This window comes from Streptomyces sp. NPDC006655, from assembly GCF_040703965.1.
Lineage (GTDB): Bacteria > Actinomycetota > Actinomycetes > Streptomycetales > Streptomycetaceae > Streptomyces.
On sequence record NZ_JBEYJU010000062.1, the window covers coordinates 32,902 to 52,739 of the forward strand.

The 19,838-nt window shown below is 72.0% G+C and carries 20 protein-coding genes; 11 read left to right on the forward strand and 9 right to left on the reverse strand.

The genetic code is table 11. The features are described 5' to 3' along the window. Positions 1 to 43: 43 nt before the first annotated feature. The 3 genes from AB0958_RS29850 to AB0958_RS29860 all read right to left on the reverse strand — a co-directional run bounded on the left by AB0958_RS29850 (position 44) and on the right by AB0958_RS29860 (position 3,841). On the reverse strand, positions 44 to 622 hold the full coding sequence (locus AB0958_RS29850; protein WP_360232530.1) for a TerD family protein: 579 nt from the start codon (positions 620 to 622) through the stop codon (positions 44 to 46). 158 nt (positions 623 to 780) lie between these two features. Then, entirely contained in the window at positions 781 to 2,928 is a 2,148-nt protein-coding gene (gene uvrB, locus AB0958_RS29855) for an excinuclease ABC subunit UvrB (protein WP_366893577.1), read from the reverse strand. A 40-nt stretch (positions 2,929 to 2,968) separates the two neighbouring features. Further along, positions 2,969 to 3,841, reverse strand: coding sequence for an MHYT domain-containing protein (locus tag AB0958_RS29860; protein WP_366893578.1), 873 nt, complete (start codon positions 3,839 to 3,841; stop codon positions 2,969 to 2,971). Between the two features lie 277 nt (positions 3,842 to 4,118). Here AB0958_RS29860 and AB0958_RS29865 point away from each other — a divergent pair, with 277 nt between their 5' ends. Beyond that, on the forward strand, positions 4,119 to 4,988 hold the full coding sequence (locus AB0958_RS29865) for a glycerophosphodiester phosphodiesterase family protein (RefSeq protein ID WP_366893579.1): 870 nt from the start codon (positions 4,119 to 4,121) through the stop codon (positions 4,986 to 4,988). Between the two features lie 51 nt (positions 4,989 to 5,039). After that, on the forward strand, positions 5,040 to 5,594 hold the full coding sequence (locus AB0958_RS29870) for a methylated-DNA--[protein]-cysteine S-methyltransferase (RefSeq protein ID WP_366893580.1): 555 nt from the start codon (positions 5,040 to 5,042) through the stop codon (positions 5,592 to 5,594). An 18-nt stretch (positions 5,595 to 5,612) separates the two neighbouring features. On the opposite strand, the gene AB0958_RS29875 is transcribed toward AB0958_RS29870, so the two are convergent. Continuing rightward, positions 5,613 to 6,041, reverse strand: coding sequence for a VOC family protein (locus tag AB0958_RS29875; protein ID WP_366893581.1), 429 nt, complete (start codon positions 6,039 to 6,041; stop codon positions 5,613 to 5,615). Between the two features lie 99 nt (positions 6,042 to 6,140). Here AB0958_RS29875 and AB0958_RS29880 point away from each other — a divergent pair, with 99 nt between their 5' ends. Together AB0958_RS29880 and AB0958_RS29885 are read left to right on the forward strand one after the other, a co-directional pair. Beyond that, the gene (locus tag AB0958_RS29880; protein WP_366893582.1) at positions 6,141 to 7,049 is read left to right on the forward strand and encodes a pseudouridine-5'-phosphate glycosidase; all 909 of its coding nucleotides are present in this window, start codon (positions 6,141 to 6,143) and stop codon (positions 7,047 to 7,049) included. A 146-nt stretch (positions 7,050 to 7,195) separates the two neighbouring features. After that, the gene (locus AB0958_RS29885) at positions 7,196 to 8,086 is read left to right on the forward strand and encodes a PfkB family carbohydrate kinase (protein WP_366893597.1); all 891 of its coding nucleotides are present in this window, start codon (positions 7,196 to 7,198) and stop codon (positions 8,084 to 8,086) included. A 19-nt stretch (positions 8,087 to 8,105) separates the two neighbouring features. Here AB0958_RS29885 and AB0958_RS29890 read toward each other — a convergent pair whose 3' ends face one another. Next, positions 8,106 to 8,900 (reverse strand): methyltransferase, encoded by a 795-nt coding sequence (locus AB0958_RS29890; RefSeq protein ID WP_366893583.1) that lies wholly within the window; start codon positions 8,898 to 8,900, stop codon positions 8,106 to 8,108. Positions 8,901 to 9,086: 186 nt separating this feature from the next. Here AB0958_RS29890 and AB0958_RS29895 point away from each other — a divergent pair, with 186 nt between their 5' ends. Then, positions 9,087 to 10,214 (forward strand): magnesium and cobalt transport protein CorA, encoded by a 1,128-nt coding sequence (locus AB0958_RS29895; protein WP_366893584.1) that lies wholly within the window; start codon positions 9,087 to 9,089, stop codon positions 10,212 to 10,214. 46 nt (positions 10,215 to 10,260) lie between these two features. On the opposite strand, the gene AB0958_RS29900 is transcribed toward AB0958_RS29895, so the two are convergent. Further along, positions 10,261 to 10,893 (reverse strand): uridine kinase, encoded by a 633-nt coding sequence (locus tag AB0958_RS29900; protein WP_366893585.1) that lies wholly within the window; start codon positions 10,891 to 10,893, stop codon positions 10,261 to 10,263. A gap of 199 nt (positions 10,894 to 11,092) precedes the next feature. Here AB0958_RS29900 and AB0958_RS29905 point away from each other — a divergent pair, with 199 nt between their 5' ends. The 3 genes from AB0958_RS29905 (at position 11,093) to AB0958_RS29915 (ending at position 13,999) form a co-directional block, all read left to right on the forward strand. Further along, entirely contained in the window at positions 11,093 to 11,794 is a 702-nt protein-coding gene (locus AB0958_RS29905) for a DUF2293 domain-containing protein (RefSeq protein WP_366893586.1), read from the forward strand. A gap of 110 nt (positions 11,795 to 11,904) precedes the next feature. After that, on the forward strand, positions 11,905 to 12,384 hold the full coding sequence (locus AB0958_RS29910; RefSeq protein WP_366893587.1) for an anthrone oxygenase family protein: 480 nt from the start codon (positions 11,905 to 11,907) through the stop codon (positions 12,382 to 12,384). A gap of 127 nt (positions 12,385 to 12,511) precedes the next feature. Continuing rightward, the gene (locus AB0958_RS29915) at positions 12,512 to 13,999 is read left to right on the forward strand and encodes a glutamate synthase subunit beta (protein WP_366893588.1); all 1,488 of its coding nucleotides are present in this window, start codon (positions 12,512 to 12,514) and stop codon (positions 13,997 to 13,999) included. A 25-nt stretch (positions 14,000 to 14,024) separates the two neighbouring features. Here AB0958_RS29915 and AB0958_RS29920 read toward each other — a convergent pair whose 3' ends face one another. The 3 genes from AB0958_RS29920 to AB0958_RS29930 all read right to left on the reverse strand — a co-directional run bounded on the left by AB0958_RS29920 (position 14,025) and on the right by AB0958_RS29930 (position 16,086). Then, positions 14,025 to 14,828, reverse strand: coding sequence for an SAM-dependent methyltransferase (locus AB0958_RS29920; RefSeq protein ID WP_366893589.1), 804 nt, complete (start codon positions 14,826 to 14,828; stop codon positions 14,025 to 14,027). A 121-nt stretch (positions 14,829 to 14,949) separates the two neighbouring features. After that, positions 14,950 to 15,225 carry a DUF397 domain-containing protein gene (locus AB0958_RS29925; RefSeq protein ID WP_366893590.1) on the reverse strand — a complete coding sequence of 92 codons (276 nt, stop codon included), beginning with the start codon at positions 15,223 to 15,225 and terminating at the stop codon, positions 14,950 to 14,952. After that, positions 15,226 to 16,086, reverse strand: a complete 861-nt coding sequence (locus AB0958_RS29930; RefSeq protein ID WP_366893591.1) for a helix-turn-helix transcriptional regulator — start codon at positions 16,084 to 16,086, stop codon at positions 15,226 to 15,228. It abuts the gene before it with no gap. Between the two features lie 361 nt (positions 16,087 to 16,447). Here AB0958_RS29930 and AB0958_RS29935 point away from each other — a divergent pair, with 361 nt between their 5' ends. The 3 genes from AB0958_RS29935 (at position 16,448) to AB0958_RS29945 (ending at position 19,714) form a co-directional block, all read left to right on the forward strand. Continuing rightward, the gene (locus tag AB0958_RS29935) at positions 16,448 to 17,152 is read left to right on the forward strand and encodes an ATP-binding protein (protein ID WP_366893592.1); all 705 of its coding nucleotides are present in this window, start codon (positions 16,448 to 16,450) and stop codon (positions 17,150 to 17,152) included. Further along, positions 17,149 to 17,583: a hypothetical protein gene (locus AB0958_RS29940; RefSeq protein WP_366893593.1), complete on the forward strand. Its 435-nt coding sequence runs from the start codon at positions 17,149 to 17,151 to the stop codon at positions 17,581 to 17,583. Before AB0958_RS29935 ends, AB0958_RS29940 begins: the two co-directional genes overlap by 4 nt. Before the next feature lie 163 nt (positions 17,584 to 17,746). Next, complete coding sequence (locus AB0958_RS29945) at positions 17,747 to 19,714, forward strand: ABC transporter ATP-binding protein (RefSeq protein ID WP_366893594.1); 1,968 nt, start codon at positions 17,747 to 17,749, stop codon at positions 19,712 to 19,714. Positions 19,715 to 19,838 lie beyond the last annotated feature (124 nt).

The window sequence follows — 19,838 nt, forward strand, 5'->3', positions numbered from 1 at the left end:
CGTGCCCCCCTGTGTGTCGTGTCGCCTTCGCCCCGGGCCGCTCCTAGAGGACCGGCAGAATCGTGGGCACCAGGTCCTGGAAGGTGCGGCCCCTGGCCGGGACGCCGAGGGCGGTCATGGTCCAGCCCGAGCCGGACCGGTGCACCTTCGCCATGATCTGGGCGGTGTACTCGCCGCCGCCGTCGAGCGTGTAACGGGCGAGTTCCTGGCCGTTGGTCTCGTCGACGAGCCGGCAGAAGGCGTTCTGCACCTCTTGGAAGGTCTGGCCGGTGAACGAGTTGACGGTGAAGACGATCTGGTCGATGTGGACCGGGACCCGAGCGAGGTCGACGAGGATCGCCTCGTCGTCGCCGCCCTGGCCGGCACCGCCGACGAGGTTGTCACCCGTGTGGCGGACGGAACCGTCGTCGCTCACCAGATGACGGAAGAACACCACGTCGACGGGCTGCTTGTCGGCGAACAGCACCGCCGAGGCGTCCAGGTCGATCTCCCGGGTCCGCGAACCGAACAGCCCGCGGCGGGGCGCCGCCTTCCAGCCAAGGCCCATGCGGACCGCGCTCAGGGAGCCCCCGTCCTTCTTCTCCAGGCTGATGGCCTGACCCTTGGTCATGTTGACGGTCACGACTGCGTTCCCCTCGTCGGATGTCCCCGGTCACCACGCCGTGCGCGGCTGTCCGAAACCCTATGCAGCGGTACGGACAGTGCCGAACCCCGGCCCACGGTTTGTGTCGGTGTTGCAACACTTCGCGCCCTTGCCGGGGTCTGATGGCGGCTGCGGGATCAGGCCAGGCCCGCCTCCTTCATCTGGCGCAGTTCCTTCTTCATCTCGGACACCTCGTCGCGCAGCCGGGCCGCGATCTCGAACTGCAGATCGGCCGCGGCGGCACGCATCCGCTCGGTCATCTGCTCGATCTGCTCGGCGAGTTCGGCCGCGGGACGGTCGGTGGGCACCGTCTCCCTGGCCTTGCCCTTGGCCGCCTTGCCCGCCTTCGCGCCCTTGGCCGCCTTGTCACCCAGGGCCGGGACGGGCGCCTTGGCTCCCTTGCCGTCCTTCAGGTTGCGGTAGCCCGAGCCCAGCAGCTGTTCGGTGTCGACCTCTTCACGGGCGATCTGCGCCACGATGTCGTTGATCTTCTTGCGCAGCGGCTGCGGATCGATGCCGTTGGCCTTGTTGTACGCGACCTGCTTCTCCCGGCGCCGGTTGGTCTCGTCGATGGCCCTCTCCATCGCCGGGGTGATCTTGTCGGCGTACATGTGGACCTCGCCGGAGACATTGCGCGCCGCACGGCCGATGGTCTGGATCAGCGAGGTGCCGGAGCGCAGGAAGCCCTCCTTGTCGGCGTCGAGGATCGCCACCAGGGACACCTCGGGCAGGTCGAGTCCCTCCCGGAGGAGGTTGATGCCGACCAGGACGTCGAACTCGCCGGACCGCAGCTCGCGCAGCAGCTCGACGCGGCGCAGGGTGTCGACGTCGCTGTGCAGGTAGCGCACCTGGATGCCGAGCTCCAGGAAGTAGTCGGTGAGGTCCTCGGCCATCTTCTTGGTGAGCGTGGTGACCAGGACGCGCTCGTCCTTCTCGGTGCGCTTGCGGATCTCGTGCACCAGGTCGTCGATCTGGCCCTCGGTGGGCTTGACGACGACCTCGGGGTCGACGAGGCCGGTGGGGCGGATGATCTGCTCGACGACGCCGTCCCCGCGGGAGAGCTCGTAGGGGCCGGGGGTCGCCGACAGGTACACGGCCTGCCCGATCCGCTCCTGGAACTCCTCCCACTTCAGGGGCCGGTTGTCCAGGGCGGAGGGGAGCCGGAAACCGTGGTCCACGAGGGTCCGCTTGCGGGAGGCGTCGCCCTCGTACATGGCGCCGATCTGCGGAACGGTGACGTGCGACTCGTCGATGACGAGCAGGAAGTCGTCCGGGAAGTAGTCGAGCAGGGTGTTGGGCGGGGAGCCGGGCGCACGGCCGTCGAAGTGCATCGAGTAGTTCTCCACGCCGGAGCAGGTGCCGATCTGGCGGAGCATCTCGATGTCGTACGTGGTGCGCATCCGCAGCCGCTGGGCCTCCAGCAGCTTGCCCTGCTTCTCCAGCTCGGCCAAGCGCTCCCCCAGCTCCTTCTCGATGTCGTTGACGGCCCGCTCCATGCGCTCGGGGCCCGCGACGTAGTGGGAGGCCGGGAAGACGTACAGCTGACGGTCGTCGCTGATGATCTCACCGGTGACCGGGTGGAGGGTGGACAGCGCCTCGATCTCGTCCCCGAACATCTCGATGCGCACGGCGAGCTCCTCGTACACCGGGAAGATCTCGATGGTGTCGCCGCGGACGCGGAACGTGCCACGGGTGAACGCCATGTCGTTGCGCGTGTACTGGATGTCGACGAAGCGGCGCAGCAGGTCGTCCCGGTCGATCTCGTCGCCGACCCGCAGCGGGACCATCCGGTCGACGTACTCCTGCGGGGTGCCGAGGCCGTAGATGCAGGAGACCGAGGCGACCACGACGACGTCACGGCGGGTGAGCAGCGAGTTGGTGGCCGAGTGGCGCAGCCGCTCGACCTCCTCGTTGATCGAGGAGTCCTTCTCGATGTACGTGTCGGACTGCGGGACGTACGCCTCGGGCTGGTAGTAGTCGTAGTACGAGACGAAGTACTCGACCGCGTTGTTCGGGAGGAGCTCGCGGAACTCGTTGGCCAACTGCGCGGCCAGCGTCTTGTTCGGCGCCATCACCAGGGTGGGGCGCTGGAGCTTCTCGATCATCCACGCGGTGGTGGCGGACTTGCCGGTGCCGGTCGCGCCGAGGAGAACGACGTCCTTCTCGCCGGAGCCGACGCGCCTGGCCAGCTCGGCGATGGCCGCCGGCTGGTCGCCGCTGGGCTGGTACGGGCTGACGACCTCGATGGGCGCCACCGTGCGTTCGATGTGGGAAACGGGCCGCATGGGTTCCACCGTACGACCCCGCACTGACAACCGGTTCTGATCAGCGGTTCTGCGGAGCGCGCACGCTGTGTTCCCGGTAGCCGGGCCCGCGGCTGACGCGGAGGGACCGGCGGCGGCTCGGCTGGTGGGTGACCTCGGCCGCCGGGACTCCCGGCTTGTGCTCGACGCGCCGCCGGTCGGGCCTGCCCGTGACCAGCAGCGGGTCGAAGATCACGACGACGGCGGCGAGGCAGAGGAAGGCCAGCGGTCCGACCAGCATGGGCGCGAGCAGGGAGGCCGGCGAGTCGCCGGGGGACGCCACTCCGGCACTGTGGAGATGGACGGAGAGGGCGGCCATGCCGGTGTAGTGCATGCCGCTGACGGCAAGTCCCATGACCAGGCTCGCGCCGACGCTCCACAGGAAACCGCGGATCTGCCCGGCCGCCCACAGGGCCGAGGTCGCGGCCACCACCCCTATGACGACCGACGCGGCCACGGTGACGGTGTCGTACTGCAGGGTGCCGTTCAGGCGCAGGCCGGCCATGCCGAGGTAGTGCATGGAGGCGATGCCCAGCCCGGTGATCGTGCCGCCGGTGAAGAGCGCGGCGCCGGTGGCGCCCCGGTAGCCGACTATGAAGATCCCGACGCCCACCATGACGATGGCGAGGCCGAGGCTCGCATAGGTGAGCGGTTTGTCGTAGTGGATCGGCGTCTCCTTGACACTGAACCCCATCATGGCGACGAAGTGCATGGTCCAGATGCCGGAGCCGATCGCCGCGGAGCCGAGCGCGAGCCAGGCGGGCCGCCAGGTGTGGGCCACCAGCATCGCCCGGGTCGTGCAGCGCAGCCCCAGGGCGCCGCCGAGGCAGGCCATCAGATAGGCCACCAGCGGGGTGACGACCCCGTAGCTGAATCCGTCGACCGTGCCCTGCATGCGTGGCCGCCCTTCACCCTTTGCGTCCCGGAATATATGAGATGCGCCCCCGTCCCAGGACCGCCCGAGCGGTCAGGGTTGACGCAGAGAGTATGACTCGGCCCGGAATGGTCGAACGATTTTCCGGCAAAGAAACACGGCTTTGCCTCACTTGTGCGGCACCGGTGAGCGGGCTTGGCCGACTCCGTTAGATCTGTGGTCGTCCCGTACCCGCCCGCCGTTGACTCACTGCTGTCAGTCTTGTGCTGTCCGTGTTCGTCCGACGTGAGGTGTACGCATGCACGCGCGCGCAGTTGCCGCCACGACCACCGCGCTCCTGGGAACGGCCGCCCTGCTGAGCCCCGTGCCCACCGCCCTGGCCGGCGACGCGGGAGAGCTGACGGTGCTGGCCCACCGGGGCGCCAGCGCCTACGCACCCGAGAACACCCTGGCCGCCGTCGACAAGGCGGCCGCCCTGGGCTTCACCTGGGTCGAGAACGACGTCCAGCGCACCAGGGACGGCCGGCTCGTCGTCATCCACGACGACAGTCTCCGGCGCACCACGAACGTCACACAGGTCTTCCCCGGCCGGGCCCCCTGGAAGGTGAAGGACTTCACCGCCGCCGAGATCGCCCGGCTGGACGCGGGCAGCTGGTTCTCCCGTGCTTACAGGGGCACGCGCGTGCCCACGCTGGCGCAGTACGTGCGCGAGGTCGAGCACAACCACGAGAAGCTGCTCCTGGAGATCAAGAACCCCGAGCTGTACCCGGGCGTCGAGCGGCAGATCCTCCGGCAGCTGGGCGACGAGGGGTGGCTGGACCGCCGCCATCTCGGCCGACTGGTGGTGCAGAGCTTCAGCGCGGACAGCCTGCGGACCGTGCACCGGCTGCGGCCCTCCGTGACCACCGGTTATCTCGGCACGCCGGCCACGGCGACGCTGCCGCGGTACGCGGGCTTCGCCGATCTGATCAACCCGTCGGTGGGGTCGATCTCCGCCGGTTACGTGCGCGCCGTGCACTCCGTCGACGGGCCGCACGGCCGGCCGCTGCGCGTCTACACCTGGACCGTGGACGACGCCGTCACGGCGTGGAAGGCCGTCGGGTACGGCGTCGACGGGGTCATCAGCAACAAGCCCGACGTGGTGCGGGCCGCGCTGCGGGCGGGCTGACCCGGGCCGGACGAGCGGGCGTTGTCAGTGGCGGGCCGTACGGTGGGGCGCATGGACAGCGAAGGGCAGTGCGAGCAGCGGGTGGTGTGGGCCCTCGTCGACACCGGCATCGGTCCGCTGCTGCTGGCGGCGACCCGCGAGGGCCTGGTCAACGTGGTGTTCCATGCCACGGACGCGGTGCGCGAGCGGACTCTCGAGCGGCTGACGGCCCGGCTGGGCACCGAACCGGTCGAGGAGCCCGGGGCGCCGGTGCTGGCCGAGGCGATACGCCAGCTGCGGGCGTACTTCGCGGGCGACCGGCGGGACTTCGACCTGCCGCTGGACTGGTCGCTGATCTCCGGCTTCAACCGCCAGGTGCTGCGCGAGCTGGCCTCGGGTGTCCCGTACGGCACGGTGGTCGGATACGGCGATCTGGCCGGCCGGGTCGGGCAGCCCGGCGGGGCGCAGGCGGTGGGTGCGGCGATGGGGGCCAACCCGCTGCCGGTGGTGGTGCCGTGCCATCGGGTGGTGGAGAGCGACGGCGGCATCGGCGGGTTCGGCGGTGGTCTGGAGACCAAGCGGAAGCTGCTCGCCCTGGAGGGCGTGCTGCCGGAACCGTTGTTCTGAGGCGCTGCGGCGGGGCCGTCAGGCGTAGTGCCGTGCCTCGACGACGTTGCCGTCCGGGTCGCGGAAGTAGAAGTTCCGCGGGGCCTTCCCGCGGGCGCCGTAGGAGTCGTGTCCGATGCCGGTCATGGGGACGGCGTGCTGGGCCAGGCGGGTGCGCAGGGCGTCGAAGGCGTCGGACGGCAGGGCCAGACAGATGTGGTGCACGGGGTGGCCCGCGCTGTCGGCGGAGCCGGGGAGTGCGGGCATGCGGTCGGCGAGGGAGAGCGGTGCGAGGTCGATGATGCTCCCCTCGTCGACCCGCAGGGAGGGGAAGGGCACCTCGCCCGCGGCGAACTCGGCGACCCTCAGCGGCCGCAGGCCCACCGTCCGCTCGTAGAAGGCGGCCGCGGCGACCGGGTCGGCGACCCACAGGACGACATGGTCCAGACGTACCGGGTGATTCGTCATGCGCTCCAGGCTGGTGGCGTCCCGCACGCGTCGCAAGCGTTTAGCGGGGTGCGCCGCCCGCCAGGGATGAGGGAAGACCGAGGGACAGGAGGCGGGCGCGTGGTGCTGGTGGTGTCGGAAGAGGTCCGGGAGGCGCTCGACGCGGGCCGGGCGGTGGTGGCTCTGGAGTCGACGATCATCGCGCACGGGTTGCCGCGCCCGCGCAACCTCCAGGTGGCGCTGGAGCTGGAGGACGAGGTACGGCGGGCGGGTGCGGTGCCCGCGACCATCGCGGTGCTCGACGGGCGGCCCCGTGTCGGCCTGGCCAAGGACCAGCTGGAACGCGTGGCGAGCGGGGACGGGATCCGCAAGCTGGGCCACCGTGATCTGCCGTTCGCCCTGGCGGCGGAGGCCAGCGGGGCGACCACCGTGTCGGCGACGGCGCAGCTGGCTGCGCTGGCCGGCATCCGGGTGTTCGCCACGGGAGGGCTCGGCGGGGTGCACCGGGCGTGGACGGTGACCCAGGACGAGTCGGCCGACCTGGGGCTGCTGGCCCGCACCCGGATCACGGTGGTGTGCGCCGGTGTGAAGTCGATCCTGGACGTGCCGGCGACCCTCCAGCGACTGGAGACCCTGGGGGTGGCGGTGGCCGGCTACGGCACCGACCGCTTCCCCGGCTTCTACCTGTCCGACTCCGGGCACCCGGTCGACTGGACCCTCCGGACCCCGGAGCAGGTGGCGGACGTCATGCGGGCCCAGGACACGCTCGCCGCGGCGGACACGGCCCTGATCGTCGCCAATCCCGTGGCGGAGGCGGAACAGCTCGATCCGGCCCTGCACGCGCGCGTGCTCGCCGACGCACTGCACGCGTGCGACGCGGAGGGGATCACCGGGCAGGCGGTCACCCCGTTCCTGCTCGGCTACCTGGTCCGGCACACCGACGGGGCCTCCCTGGAGGCCAACCTGGCGGCCGTGCGCGGCAACGTCAGACTGGCGGCCCGGATCGCCTCGGCATGGGCCAGGGGGTGACGACACGGCGGGAGACGCCGCCGGGCGCGGGTGCGGAAGCGAACCTGCGGCTCGCCCGGGGCGTCGCCGAGACGGCGGGCCGGGCAGCGGGCGGGGGCGCGGCACCGTGCGCGGTAGGGGCGCCGGGCGGGGGCGGGAGCGGCGCGCTGCTCGTCGTCGGGGACGTGGTCACCGATGTCGTCGCGCGGCACCGGGGGCCGCTGGCGGCGGGCACCGACACGGCCGCCGTGATCCGGACGCTCCCCGGCGGCGCGGGCGCCAACGTCGCCTGCTGGGCCGCTCACGCCGGCTGTGCGGACGTACGGCTGCTCGGGCGGGTCGGCGCGGACGCGGCCGGGTGGCACGAGCGGGAACTGGTCGCCTCGGGGGTGCGGCCACGGCTGGTGGTGGATCCCGACGCCCCGACGGGGACGGTGGTCTGCCTGGTGGACGGCGGTGCCTCGGCGGAGCGCACCTTCCTCACGGACAGCGGGGCGTCCCTGCGGCTGGAACCGGCCGACTGGTCGGACGCGCTGCTCGACGGGGTGGTCCGGCTGCATCTCTCCGGCTACCTGCTGTTCTCGGCGCCGAGCCGGGCCCTGGTGGCGGTGGCCGTGGCGGCGGCACGCGCGCGTGGCGTGCTGGTGAGCCTGGATCCGGCGTCGGCCGGGTTCCTCGTGGCGCTGGGCGTGGACCGCTTCCCTGCGCTCGTCGAAGGCGTGGACGTGCTGTTGCCGAGCCGGGACGAGGCCTGTCTCCTGACGGGGCTGCCGGATCCGGCGGACGCGGCGGCCGAGTTGAGCCGCCGGGTGCCGCTGGTGGTGGCCAAGGCGGGGGCTCAGGGCGCGCTGGTGGCCCGGGCCGGCCGGGTGGTCGCGCGGGTCCCGGCCGCACCGGCGACGCCCCGGGACACCACGGGAGCCGGGGACGCCTTCACCGGGGCGTTCCTCGCCGCACTGGTCGCCGGCACCGATGCCGAGGAGGCCGCGGCGCGGGGCTGCCGGGCGGGCGCGCGGGCGGTGGGACGCGTCGGGGCAAGACCGCCGGCCCCCGGCTGACACGGCGGGGCCGCCGGGGCTACTCCTTGCGGCCCCAGGCCGAGATCATCGGGGCGGTGGCCAGATCCATGGCGCCCGCCTCCACGTTGGCCAGGTGCTGGTCGATGTCCGCGTCCGTGGCGAGACCGGCCGTGACGAGCCGGTCGCGGATCTGCCGGACCGTGGCCGCCTCCAACGCGGTGCAGGCGGGTGAGGCGACCGGGAAGTAGGCGTCGGCCTCCACCTCGCGCAGCCCGGCCTCGCGGAGCAGCCGCGGAAGCTTGCGGCCGTACGACAGGTCGGCGCCCCGTTCGGCGAGGAGCTTGCGGAAGCCCTGGCGCAGGCGGTTGGCGAGCCGCTGCTCGGGGCCGTACTCGTAGGGGGAGGTGAGGGGCTGGAGGGCGGGGTCGGCGTCCTCGATCAGCAGCCGCCCGCCGGGGCGCAGGGCCTTGATCATGGAACGCAAGGCCCGTTCGCGGTCCGGCACATGGACCAGGACCAGCCGGGCGTGCACCAGGTCGAACCCCTCCCCCGGGGGTTCGTCGGCGCCGACGTCGTGGGTGCGGACCTCGACCGGCGGGTGGGCGGCCGCGGCGAGCAGCGAGGTGTCGATGTCGGTGGCGACGACCTGGCCGGCCGGTCCCACCTTCGCGGCCAGCCAGGACACCACGGAGGTGCCGCCCGCCCCTACTTCCCAGCAGCGCCAGCCCGTCGTGAGACCGGATGCCTCGAGGTGCCGGAAGGTGGTGGGGTCGAAGAGCCGGGCGAAGGCGTCGAAGCGCTGTCCGGCCTCGCTCTGGCGGTTGTCGAGCAGGTATCCGTCGGCTTGTGTCATGAAGCGATGATCCCAGTTGCCCGGCTTGTCCTGGAGGGTCGGCGCCGGGCAGCTGGTCGTCCACAGCCGGGAACCAACCGGAACGCGCTGTTCCCACAGGCTTACCCGCGTCTCACACCGGGCTGGCAGACTTGCCCGGCAAGGCGCGGAAGGGTTGTGCGAGGGGATCCACGCAAGGAGTTCCGGATGACGATGGCAGGGAATCTGCGGAAGGTCACAGGGCTGGGCAGGGCCGGCGGCCTGCGTAAGGTGGCGCGGCTGGCCCGGCGGCGGCCCCGCGTCGACCTGAATCATCACGCGCGGTCCCCGCTGGGCTCCTCGGTGGTCAACTGCGTGACGTACGAGGACGGCGTGCGTGTCCCGGAGTGCAGCGATCTGTACTCGGCCGTGGAGCGGGTGCGCAAGAAGGGTGAGGGGTTCGTCTGGCTGGGGCTGCACGAGCCCACGGACAGCGAGTTCGCGGGCATAGCGGAACTCTTCGACCTGCATCCGCTGGCCGTCGAGGACGCGGTCGAGGCCCATCAGCGCCCCAAGGTGGAGCGGTACGGCGAGACGCTGTTCGCGGTGTTCAAGACGGTCTGCTACGTCGAGCACGAGAAGCTGACCGCGACCAGCGAAGTGGTGAACACCGGCGAGATCATGGTGTTCGTCGGTGCGGACTTCGTGATCACGGTCAGGCACGGCAGGCACGGCTCCCTGGGGCCGCTGCGGGAGGAGTTGGAGGCCACACCGGGGCAGTTGGCCAAGGGGCCGGCCGCGGTGCTGCACGCGATCGCGGACCATGTGGTGGACGACTACCTGAACGTCACGGACTCGGTGCAGGCCGACATCGACCAGGTCGAGGCGGACGTGTTCGCGCCGGACGGCGCCCGGGCCGACCCGGGGCGGATCTACCAGATGAAGCGTGAACTCCTGGAGCTGAAGCGGGCGGTGGTGCCGCTCGGCCGGCCGATGGAGGAGCTGACCACCCGGCCGGCCCGGGTGATCCCGCCGGAGATACAGACCTACTTCCGGGACGTGCTGGACCACTTGATGCGGGCGAAGGAGCAGATCGCGTCCTTCGACGAGTTGCTCAACTCCATCCTCCAGGCGCATCTGGCGCAGGTGACGGTCGCGCAGAACGAGGACATGCGGAAGATCACGGCGTGGGCCGCGGTGATCGCTGTGCCGACGATGGTCTGCGGCGTGTACGGGATGAACTTCGATCACATGCCGGAGCTGCACTGGCGGTTCGGCTATCCGCTGGTCCTCGGCGTCATATCCGCGGCGTGTCTGGCCCTGTACCGGGGATTCAGGCGCAACGGCTGGCTCTGACGCCCGAGGCCGCCGCACCCGTGCGGGGGCGGGCTCGCCGGGACGCTCAGCCGCTCCACGCCGGATGGCGGGGGTCGTCGGCGCGGACCAGGACGTCGGCCGCGCCGGCGGGGTCGGTCTCGGCCGTGTAGCGCTCGAAGGCGGGCAGGGTCCAGTGATCGCTCTCGGGGGTACGGCGGCGCAGGGCGCCGGGAGTCAGCAGGAGGTGGACGGTCAGGTCGAACGGGAACCAGTGCCGCAGCAGGAGCGGTCCGTGCAGCAGCAGGAGGCCGCCGGGCGGGAGGGAGACGTAGGGGCTGCGGGTGGCCCGGTCGGTGGCGGGGTCCCAGAGGTCGGGCAGGACGCGGCCGGTGCCGCCGGGGTCGAGGGGGCCGAAGACCTCGCGCCACAGGGCGTTGGTGTCGAACCAGCCGCCGTAGTACGACTCCGCGTCCCGGCGGCCGTGTTCCAGGCGCAGTGAGGCGGGGCGCAGGAAGCCCTCGGTGTCCACGACGAGCGACGGCCGGCCCCGGACCCGCAGCGCCTCGCCGACGCGTTGCGCGAGGTCGCCGGGCCGGGCCGCCGGGGCGCCGTCGAAGGCGACGCGCGGCCAGGCACCCCCGTCGGCGGGCGTCAGGTCGGCCAGCCGCTCGGCGAGGCGCTCGGCGAGCCGGTCCCAGGTGATCGCTTCCAGTCGCACGGGGCCATGATGCCTCGCCGGGCGGGACCACCGGGCATGCCGGGGCCCTCTCCCGGGAGGCCCCTTCGGCCACCGGCCACCGGCCACCGGCCTCCGACTGCCGAGGCGACGGCACGGTGCGCCGCCTGGGCGGTGCCCGGCCCGCGGGAGGAGGCGAAGGACGTGGGGTCAGGCCCCGGAGCGAGGGAAAGAACCGCGTATGACGCGTCTCGCAACTCCCCCTCATCACGGCGGGCTTGTGGTCGTGCAGCCGCTTCGGCACCGGCGGTGTGCGGCGTGCCGGCGGGGACCGTTGTCGTTGCTGGTGCTGGAGGACGGGGCGCCGCGGTGTCTGGAGTGCGCCGATCTCGGGCACCTGGTGTTCCTGCCGCGCGGGGACACCGCGCTGACCCGGCGGTCGCGGGAGGAGAGCACGCTGTCGGCCGTGGTGGTGCGGTTCAACCGGCGCAGGGCCAGGTACGAGCGGCAGGGTGTCCTGGTGGAGGAGGCCGCGCTGGTCCGGGCCGAGGCGCGGTGTCTGGCGGACGCCGAGGCGCGGCGGCGCCGGCGGGCACGGGGCGCGAAGCTCCGGGCGGCGCAGGACGTGCGGTTCACGCGCGCCTTCGCGGCGGAGATCCTGCGGCTGTTCCCGGGTTGTCCGGCGGAGCGGGCCCTGGCGATCGCGACCCACGCCTCGGTGCGGGGCAGCGGGCGGGTGGGGCGTACCGCGGCCGGACGGTCGCTGACGGAGGGGGCGGTGATCTCGGCGGTGGTGGCGGGGGTGCGGCACGTGGACACGCCGTACGACCAGCTGCTGATGAACGGGGTCCCGCGGTACGAGGCGCGACGGCGGATCGCGGGGACGGTGGAAGCGGTGTTGCGGACGTGGGAGGCAGGGGTGGAGGTGCGTTCGACCGGATGATTTCGTACGTGTGCGGCCGTGGACGCCCGTGCCGGTCACGGGCGGGGGCGGACGGTTGGGCATGGACCCGAGGGGCGGAGGTTTCCGGGCGTGAGTGGGGTGTGGTGGTCGTGATCGACGGACCGTATTACGTACTGGTGCTGCTGGGGGTGCTGGGGACCGGCCTGGTGGCGGGGGTGTTCTGCGGGTTCTCGACGTTCGTGATGCGCGGGCTGGCCTCGCTGCCGCCGGCCCAGGGGATCGCCGCCATGAACGCGATCAACCGGTCCGCGCTGACACCGGCGTTCATGCTGGTGTTCGGGGGGTCGGCGGTGGTGAGCGCGATGATCGCGGTGGTGACCTTCGTGGTGTGGTCGGACGAGGGGAAGGTGGTGCTCCTGCTCGGCAGCGCGCTCCACCTGTGCGGCTCGTTCGGGCTGACGGTGGTGGCGAACGTGCCCCGGAACGAGGCACTGGCCGAGCTGGAGCCGGGTGCTCCGGAGGCCGCGGCCTACTGGCCGGTGTACGTGCGTGAGTGGACGTTCTGGAACCACCTGCGCACCCTCGCGTCGGCCGCGGCGGCCCTCGTGTACGCACTGGCCCTGTCCTGAGGGTGAAGGGAGGAGGAGACCGGCCGCCGGCCACTCTGCGGGCGGCTCCGGGCGGACGTATCGTGGCCGCAGGAGTGCCGCCCGATCGAGGCACGGCCTGGGGTGGACGTACGCGAGGAAGACGACCATGGCCGATCCCAAGGGGTTCATGACCACGCAGCGCGAGGAGTGGCGGCGGCGACCGGTCGAGGAGCGGGTACGCGACTGGGACGAGGTCTACGTCCCCGGGGCGCTGCTGCCGATCATCAGCAGGCAGGCGGACCGCTGCATGGACTGCGGGGTGCCGTTCTGCCACGACGCGTGTCCGCTCGGCAATCTGATCCCGGAGTGGAACGACCTGGTGTCGCGGGAGGACTGGCGGGCGGCGAGTGACCGGCTGCACGCGACGAACAACTTCCCCGAATTCACCGGACGGTTGTGCCCGGCGCCGTGCGAGGCGGGTTGTGTGCTCGCCATCAACCAGCCGGCCGTCACGATCAAGAACGTCGAGTGCGCGATCGCCGACCGGGCCTGGGCGGAGGGGTTCACCGCGCCGATGCCGCCGGAGCGGCTGTCCGGGCGGACGGTCGCGGTGATCGGGTCGGGGCCGACCGGGCTCGCGGCGGCGCAGCAGCTGACCCGGGCCGGGCACACGGTCGCCGTGTACGAGAAGGACGACCGGCTCGGTGGGCTGATGCGGTACGGCATCCCCGCGTTCAAGATGGAGAAGCATCACCTGGAGCGGCGGCTGGACCAGATGCGGGCGGAGGGGACGAAGTTCCGTACGTCGGTGACGGTCGGACGGGACGTGGGGGCGGCGGAGCTGCGGGCCCGGTACGACGCGGTGGTGATCGCGACCGGTGCGACGGCGTGGCGGGAACTCGAGGTGCCGGGCCGGGAGTTGGAAGGGATACACCAGGCGATGGAGTATCTGCCGCTGGCCAACCGCGTGTGCGAGGGGGATCTGGCCGAGTCGCCGATGTCGGCGGCCGGGAAGCACGTGGTGATCGTGGGCGGGGGTGACACGGGGGCGGACTGTCTGGGGACGGCGGTGCGGGAGCGGGCCGCTTCGGTGACCCAGCTGGACATCTACGCGCAGCCGGGTGCGGAGCGGGACGAGGACGTCGAGCCGTGGCCGACGTATCCGAAGGTCTACCGGCTGTCCGCGGCGCACGAGGAGGCGCGGGACCTGGAGACGGCGCCCGCGGCTGACGCGGACGCGCGGTTGTTCGCGGCGTCGACGCTGCACTTCGCGGGCGACGGGAGCGGGCATGTGCGAACGTTGCACCTGGTGGAGGTGGACGCGGCCCGTCGGCCGGTGCCGGAGAGCGGGCGGACGCTGCCCGTGGACATGGTGCTGCTGGCGCTCGGTTTCTCCGGACCGGACCGCTCGGACGGCCTCCTCGACCAGCTGGCGGTGGCGACGGAGCCGCGCGGGACGATCAGCAGGGACGCCGGGTTCGCGACGAACGTGCCCGGGGTGTTCGCCGCGGGGGACGCGGCGCGCGGGCAGTCGCTGATCGTGTGGGCGATCGCGGAGGGGCGGGCGGTGGCGGCAGCTGTCGACCGGTATCTCACGGGCAGTTCACAGCTGCCGGCACCGATATCACCGTACGACCGGCCGATGGTCGTATAGCCGATGGTCGTTTCCCGCTCGCGGCTTACGGCTTACGGCCCAGTGCCCCGTACCCCGGGATCACCCCGTCGTCCTGTCCCGGCACCGGCTCGCCGAGTTCGGGGTGCCAGTGGTGGACCACCGACACCCCGGGCTCGACGAGTTCCAGCCCGTCGAAGAAGCTGCCGAACTCCTTCCGGGAGCGCAGCGCCAGCGTGACCCCGGCCGCCCTGAGCTTCGCGGTGGCCGCCGCCGACTCCTCCGGGGTGAAGTCGGCGGTGGCGTGGGTCATCATCAGGTAGCTGCCGGACGGCAGTTCGGACAGCAGTCTGCCGACCAGCTCGTGCGCCCCGTCCTCGTCCGAGACGAAGTGGAGCAGGGCGACCAGCGACAGCGCGACGGGGCGGTCGAGATCCAGAACCTCGCGCGCGCCGGCGATGATCGCCGCCGGGTCGCGCACATCGGCCTGGAGGTACTCGGTCGCGCCCTCGGGCGTGCTGCGCAGCAGGGCCGCCGCGTGGGCCAGCACGATCGGGTCGTTGTCGCAGTACACGATCCGGGCCTCGGGTGCGATGCCCTGGGCGATCTGGTGCAGGTTCGGCTCGGTCGGGATGCCCGTGCCGATGTCCAGGAACTGCCGGACGCCGTGCTGGGCCAGCCAGCGCGTGGCCCGGTGCATGAAGGCCCGGTTCACCCGGGCCATCACCGGCACCCGGGGGTCGAGGGCCAGCATCTGCCGGCCCATCTCCTCGTCGACGGGGTAGTTGTCCTTGCCGCCGAGATACCAGTCGTACATGCGGGCCGGATGCGGCTTGCCGGTGTCGATCACGGTGCGGTCCTGCCCAGTCATGAGGCACTCCATAAGCGTCGAACGCGGTCGCAGATCAAGTGATTACCAAGGGAAAGAAGGCGAACAAAGCGAACAGCAAAGGGCTTGAACGAGATGCGGAGCAGCTTCAGCAGTAACAGGTTCAGGAGAGCAGGAAGTCGGCCTCCCCCGCCTTGGCGCCCTCGATGAAGGCCGTCATCTCGTCGGTGGTGTAGATCAGCGCCGGTCCGTCCGGGTCGGTGGACTGGCGGACGGCGATCCGGCCGTCGGCCAGCTTCATCGCCTCCAGGCAGTTGCCTCCGTTGCCGCCGCTCCACGGCTTGTGCCAGCCCTCGCTGCCCAGCTCCCTCGCGGGCATGCCGTTGTAGATCCGCCCCGTGCGGTTGCGCGGTCCGGACTGGTGTTTGATGCGATCCATTCACAGCTCCTTGCGGAGATCCCGGAGGATCTCCTTCGTGCGTTGTGCCGTAGCGGCCTGCGCCGCCATGCGGTCCATGACCTCCAGGTGGGTGGCCACCTCGGTGCGCGCGTCCAGGTAGACGGCGCCGGTCAGGTACTCGCTGTAGACCATGTCCGGCAGTTCGGGCATGGCGAACCGGAAGAGTACGAAGGGCCCGTACGTCCCCGGGTGCGGCCCGCTCGCGAACGGGACGACCTGGAGCGTCACATTGGGCAGGTCCGTGACCTCGAGCAGTCGGTCGAGCTGCGCGCGCATCACCTCCGGGCCGCCGACGGGGCGGCGCAGCACGGTCTCGTCCAGCACCGCCCAGAAACGGGGCGCGTCGGGGCGGGTGAGCAGGTCCTGGCGTTGCATGCGCAGGGCGACATGTCCCTCGATGTCCTCGGGCCGGGTCTGCCCGATGGCACCCGACCGCAGTACCCCACGCGCGTAGTCCTCGGTCTGCATCAGGCCGGGGACGAAGTGCGGTTCGTAGGAACGGATCAGGCTCGCCGCGCCCTCCAGGCTGACGTACATGGAGAACCAGCCGGGGAGGATGTCGTGGAACCGCTGCCACCAGCCCGGTTTGTTGGCGTCCTCGGCGAGCCGGACGAAGAGGTCGGCCTCGTCGTCGGCCACTCCGTAGGCCTTCAGGAGGAGTTGGAGGTAGGGAATCTTGAGGGCGACCTCGGCCGTCTCCATGCGGCGGACGGTGGCGGGCGCCACGCGGAGCACCCGGGCGGCCTCCTCGCGCTTGAGTCCCGCGCGTTCCCGCAGGTCGAGGAGGCGCCGACCGAGGACCACCTGACCCACCGTCGGCGCGGACCGCGGCTCGCTCACGCTCCACCCACCTCCAAGAAGTTCCCTGACCGGGCCACCCCGGGCGCGCCGGTCCGCCGCCTACAGGTGTCACCCGGCATGCGGACAGGCCGGCGGAGCCGTTGCGGGACCCCTCGGACATCTGACGGACCGACCAGGCCGGCCGCCGCGCCTGGGCGCCCGAAACAGCCGGAGTTCACCTGTTCGGCACCTTCGGTCGCATGGGCCGGATCGGTCCGCAGGATCCGCACTGATCCCAACTGGCGCCGCTCGACATGCTGTTGCGAGCAGTGTGCCACGGCCCTTCACCCCGTCACACAGCACTCTGCATTTTTCAGAGTGACACTTGCCAAGTGTTCGCGGCGGGGCGATAGTGGCAAGCGTGATTCCGTCCGCGCCCTTAGGAACAGACGCCGTCGGGGACCGTCCTGGTCTCGGCGCCGCCGCGGCAGTCGCCCCTGTCGGGGGCGGTGCCGAGCGCCGGTTCCGGTTCGAGCTGGCCGCTCACCCGGGCTCTCCGGCGCAGGCCAGACGCCTGGCGCGGGCCCGGCTGACCGGTTGGTCGGTCTGCGCGGACACCTGTGACACCGCGCTGCTCGTCCTGTCCGAGCTGGTGACCAACGCGATCGTGCACACCGCGAGCACTCGTGTGGTGTGCGAGTTGCACGACGGCGACGACACCGTGCGCATAGCCGTGCACGACGAGGGCTGCGCGCCCGACGAGCCGCATCCGTCCCCGCAGCGACCCGAGGAGGAGCACGGAAGGGGGCTGCTCCTCGTCGAAGCGCTGTGCCAGGCATGGGGAGCCCAGGAGCACGGGTCCGGGCTGCTGGTCTGGGCGGAGCTGCCGCGCGGGACCGACGCCGCAGGGGACATCGTCAATCCCAGCGACGACCTCGGCTGGGGCGCCCGTCCCGACCCGGCTCCGACGCGCGGCTCGTCCCGCGGGACCCCGCGGGATCCGGTGCACCGCCCTTCGCCGGGTACCGACGAGGAGGCACGACGGGAGGCGCGGTACTCGATGCCGCAGCCCCGGTACACGGTGCCGCAGGCCCGGAGCCCGTTCCCGAGGCGGGGGCAGGCGTGACCGCCGTTCCCGGCCCCGGGCAGCCGCTCGGCCTCGACACCCTGGTCCGCCTGCAGCGGACCCGACGGCCGGGATCCGGGACCGGCCTCAGAAGACTGCCGGTGCCCGAGGGCATGACGGCACCGCTGGGCCGCGACGCGGTGGCCGTACCGGCGGCGCTCGGGCCGCTGGTCGCGCCCCGGCTGCCGCGGGTGGGGTGCGTGTACGCCAACGGCACGCACTGGTGGTGGATCGTTCCGTCGGACTCCGACGACGCCCTCAGCTGGCCCGCCCCCGCTCTCTACAGCCCCGGAGCCACGCTCCCCGACACCGCCCGGCTGATCCACCGCCCTCAGGGGACGCTGCCGTACACCCCGCCCATCCCCCTGTACCTCGCCCTGTGCCGGGTGACGGGGACGACCCCGGAATGGTCCCGCCCGCTGAGCGCGTGACCGCTGCGCGAGCCGGCCACCACGCGAACCCGGCCCCTCCCCTCGCCGCACCGCACCCCCAGCACACTCCCCCATGCCTCCCGAGCCCCGTCGCGCGCCCTGCCCGGCAGGTGTCGGGGCCCGCGATAGTGGCCGTTCGTCGGCGACTCCGGGGAGGATCGTGGTGAGGAAGCGGCGGGATGCGGCGGCGCCAGAGGTGTCCGAGTCGGAGCGGCTGCTGTTCGGGGGGCCGCTCCGCTACGACATGGGCTGGAACCAGCACGGGGACGCCTTCCTGGAGCTGGACTTCCGCGCCATGATGACCCGGCTGCCCGGCATGCTCGCGTCCAGTCTGCGGCTGGCCCGGCAGGCGGACGCCCGGGACGCGCGGACCGTGCTGCTGGCCCAGCTGGGCGTCGGCGTGACCCAGGCCGTGAGCCTGCTGGCCGTGAACAGCGCGCTGGGCCGGCTGATCGGCACCGGCGCCATCGAGGAGCGGCTGCGCGACGCCGCCCCCGTCCTGGTCGCCATGGCCGCCGTCATGTTCGTGGGCGCCCTGCTGCGCGCCGCGTCGACCTACGCCACGGGCCGCCTGGAACCGAAGGTGGAGCGGGTGGCGACCGAGCTGTACCTGGAGCGGGCGGCGGCCGTCGAGCTCGCCGCGATCGAGGACCACGCCTTCCACAAGCTGCTGGACACCGCGCAGTACGGCGCCTCCTCGGCCCGCCGTATGATCAGTTACGGCACCCGCGTGGTGAACGCGATGATCTCGCTGATCGCGGCGGCCGGTGTGCTGACCGTGCTGCACCCGGCCCTGCTCCCGCTGCTGATCACGATGACGATCCCGAGCGCCTGGGGCGCCCTGACCAACGCCCGGCGCCGCTACGAGTCGTTCCACACCTGGGTGCAGCACGCCCGCGCCGGCCACCTGATCAGCAGCCTGCTCACCGAGCCGGAGGCGGCGCCGGAGATCCGGGTGCACGGGGTCGGCCCGTTCCTGCTGCGGCACTTCCGGTCGATGTCGGAGACGGCGGAGGCGGAGCAGGCCCGGCTGGCGCGGCTGGCGGCCTGTACCGGTCTGATCGCGGCGGCCTGGACCGGCCTCGCGACCGTCGCGACCTACGCCACGCTGGGCGTACTGCTGCTGAGCGGTGCGATGGCCCTGTCGGTGGCCGGTACGGCGGTGATCGCGATCCGCACCGGCTCGTCGAGCCTCGACACACTCGTGCTGGAGATCAACACCCTGCACGAGGAGGCGCTGTTCGTCGGCGATCTGGAACGGCTGTACGTGGAGGCCGCCGAGCGGGCGATCCCGGTCGGCGGGGACCTCCTGCCGGAGGATCCGCGGGAGATCCGCTTCGAGAACGTCACCTTCACCTATCCGAGTGACGACCCGGGTGACGGTCCGGGTGCCGCCTCCCGCCCCGCCCTGGACGACGTGACGCTCTCCCTCCCCCTCGGCCGGATCATCGCCCTGGTCGGCGAGAACGGTTCCGGCAAGACCACCCTGGTCAAGCTGCTGGCCGGGCTGTACCAGCCGGACCGGGGCCGCATCCTGTGGGACGGCGTCGACGCGGCGCGGGCCGACCGGCACCGGCTCGCCGAACGCATCGCGATGGTGGCCCAGGACTTCAAGCGCTGGCCGTTCACCGCCAAGGTCAATGTGGCCGTCGGCCGCTCGTCGGCACCGCTCACCGAGGAGCGGCTGGCCGCGTCGGTCGCGGAGGCGGGCGCTCAGGAGGTGGTCGAGGACCTGCCGCGCGGCCTGGAGACGCTGCTGGCGCGCAGCTTCAGCGGTGGGCACGAGCTGTCCGGCGGTCAGTGGCAGCGCCTCGGCATCGCGCGGGCCGCCTACCGGCGCGGGCACATCCTGATCGTGGACGAGCCGACGGCCGCCCTGGACGCCCGGGCCGAACTGGAGGTCTTCGAGAAGATCCGGGCACTGGCCGGCAGCGGGCAGACGGTCGTCCTGATCACCCACCGGCTGGCGTCGGTCCGGCACGCGGATCTGGTGCACGTCCTCGACCAGGGCCGGGTGGTGGAGTCCGGGACCCCCGACGAACTCCTGGCGAGCGGCGGTGTCTACGCGGAGCTGTACGGGCTCCAGGCCAACCAGTTCACGGCCACGGTGCCCGCCCGGAAGGCGGGCTAGAGCCCTTCTGATGGATCTCCGTGGGAGAAGGAGCGGCGTTCGGTGCGTGCGATCCTCAAGGACCTTGGACAGAGTCCCCGAAGTCCACCGGAACCGCTCGAATTCCCGTCCGTGTCGATGCCCG

Excerpts from the sequence above, each read along its gene's own strand:
- AB0958_RS29905 (WP_366893586.1), top strand. The coding sequence starts at position 11,093 with ATGACGCGTCTCGCAACTCCCCCTCATCACGGCGGGCTTGTGGTCGTG.
- uvrB (WP_366893577.1), bottom strand. The coding sequence starts at position 2,928 with ATGCGGCCCGTTTCCCACATCGAACGCACGGTGGCGCCCATCGAGGTC.
- AB0958_RS29915 (WP_366893588.1), top strand. The coding sequence starts at position 12,512 with ATGGCCGATCCCAAGGGGTTCATGACCACGCAGCGCGAGGAGTGGCGG.
- AB0958_RS29920 (WP_366893589.1), bottom strand. The coding sequence starts at position 14,828 with ATGACTGGGCAGGACCGCACCGTGATCGACACCGGCAAGCCGCATCCG.
- AB0958_RS29925 (WP_366893590.1), bottom strand. The coding sequence starts at position 15,225 with ATGGATCGCATCAAACACCAGTCCGGACCGCGCAACCGCACGGGGCGG.
- AB0958_RS29895 (WP_366893584.1), top strand. The coding sequence starts at position 9,087 with ATGACGATGGCAGGGAATCTGCGGAAGGTCACAGGGCTGGGCAGGGCC.
- AB0958_RS29860 (WP_366893578.1), bottom strand. The coding sequence starts at position 3,841 with ATGCAGGGCACGGTCGACGGATTCAGCTACGGGGTCGTCACCCCGCTG.
- AB0958_RS29870 (WP_366893580.1), top strand. The coding sequence starts at position 5,040 with ATGGACAGCGAAGGGCAGTGCGAGCAGCGGGTGGTGTGGGCCCTCGTC.
- AB0958_RS29890 (WP_366893583.1), bottom strand. The coding sequence starts at position 8,900 with ATGACACAAGCCGACGGATACCTGCTCGACAACCGCCAGAGCGAGGCC.
- AB0958_RS29875 (WP_366893581.1), bottom strand. The coding sequence starts at position 6,041 with ATGACGAATCACCCGGTACGTCTGGACCATGTCGTCCTGTGGGTCGCC.
- AB0958_RS29865 (WP_366893579.1), top strand. The coding sequence starts at position 4,119 with ATGCACGCGCGCGCAGTTGCCGCCACGACCACCGCGCTCCTGGGAACG.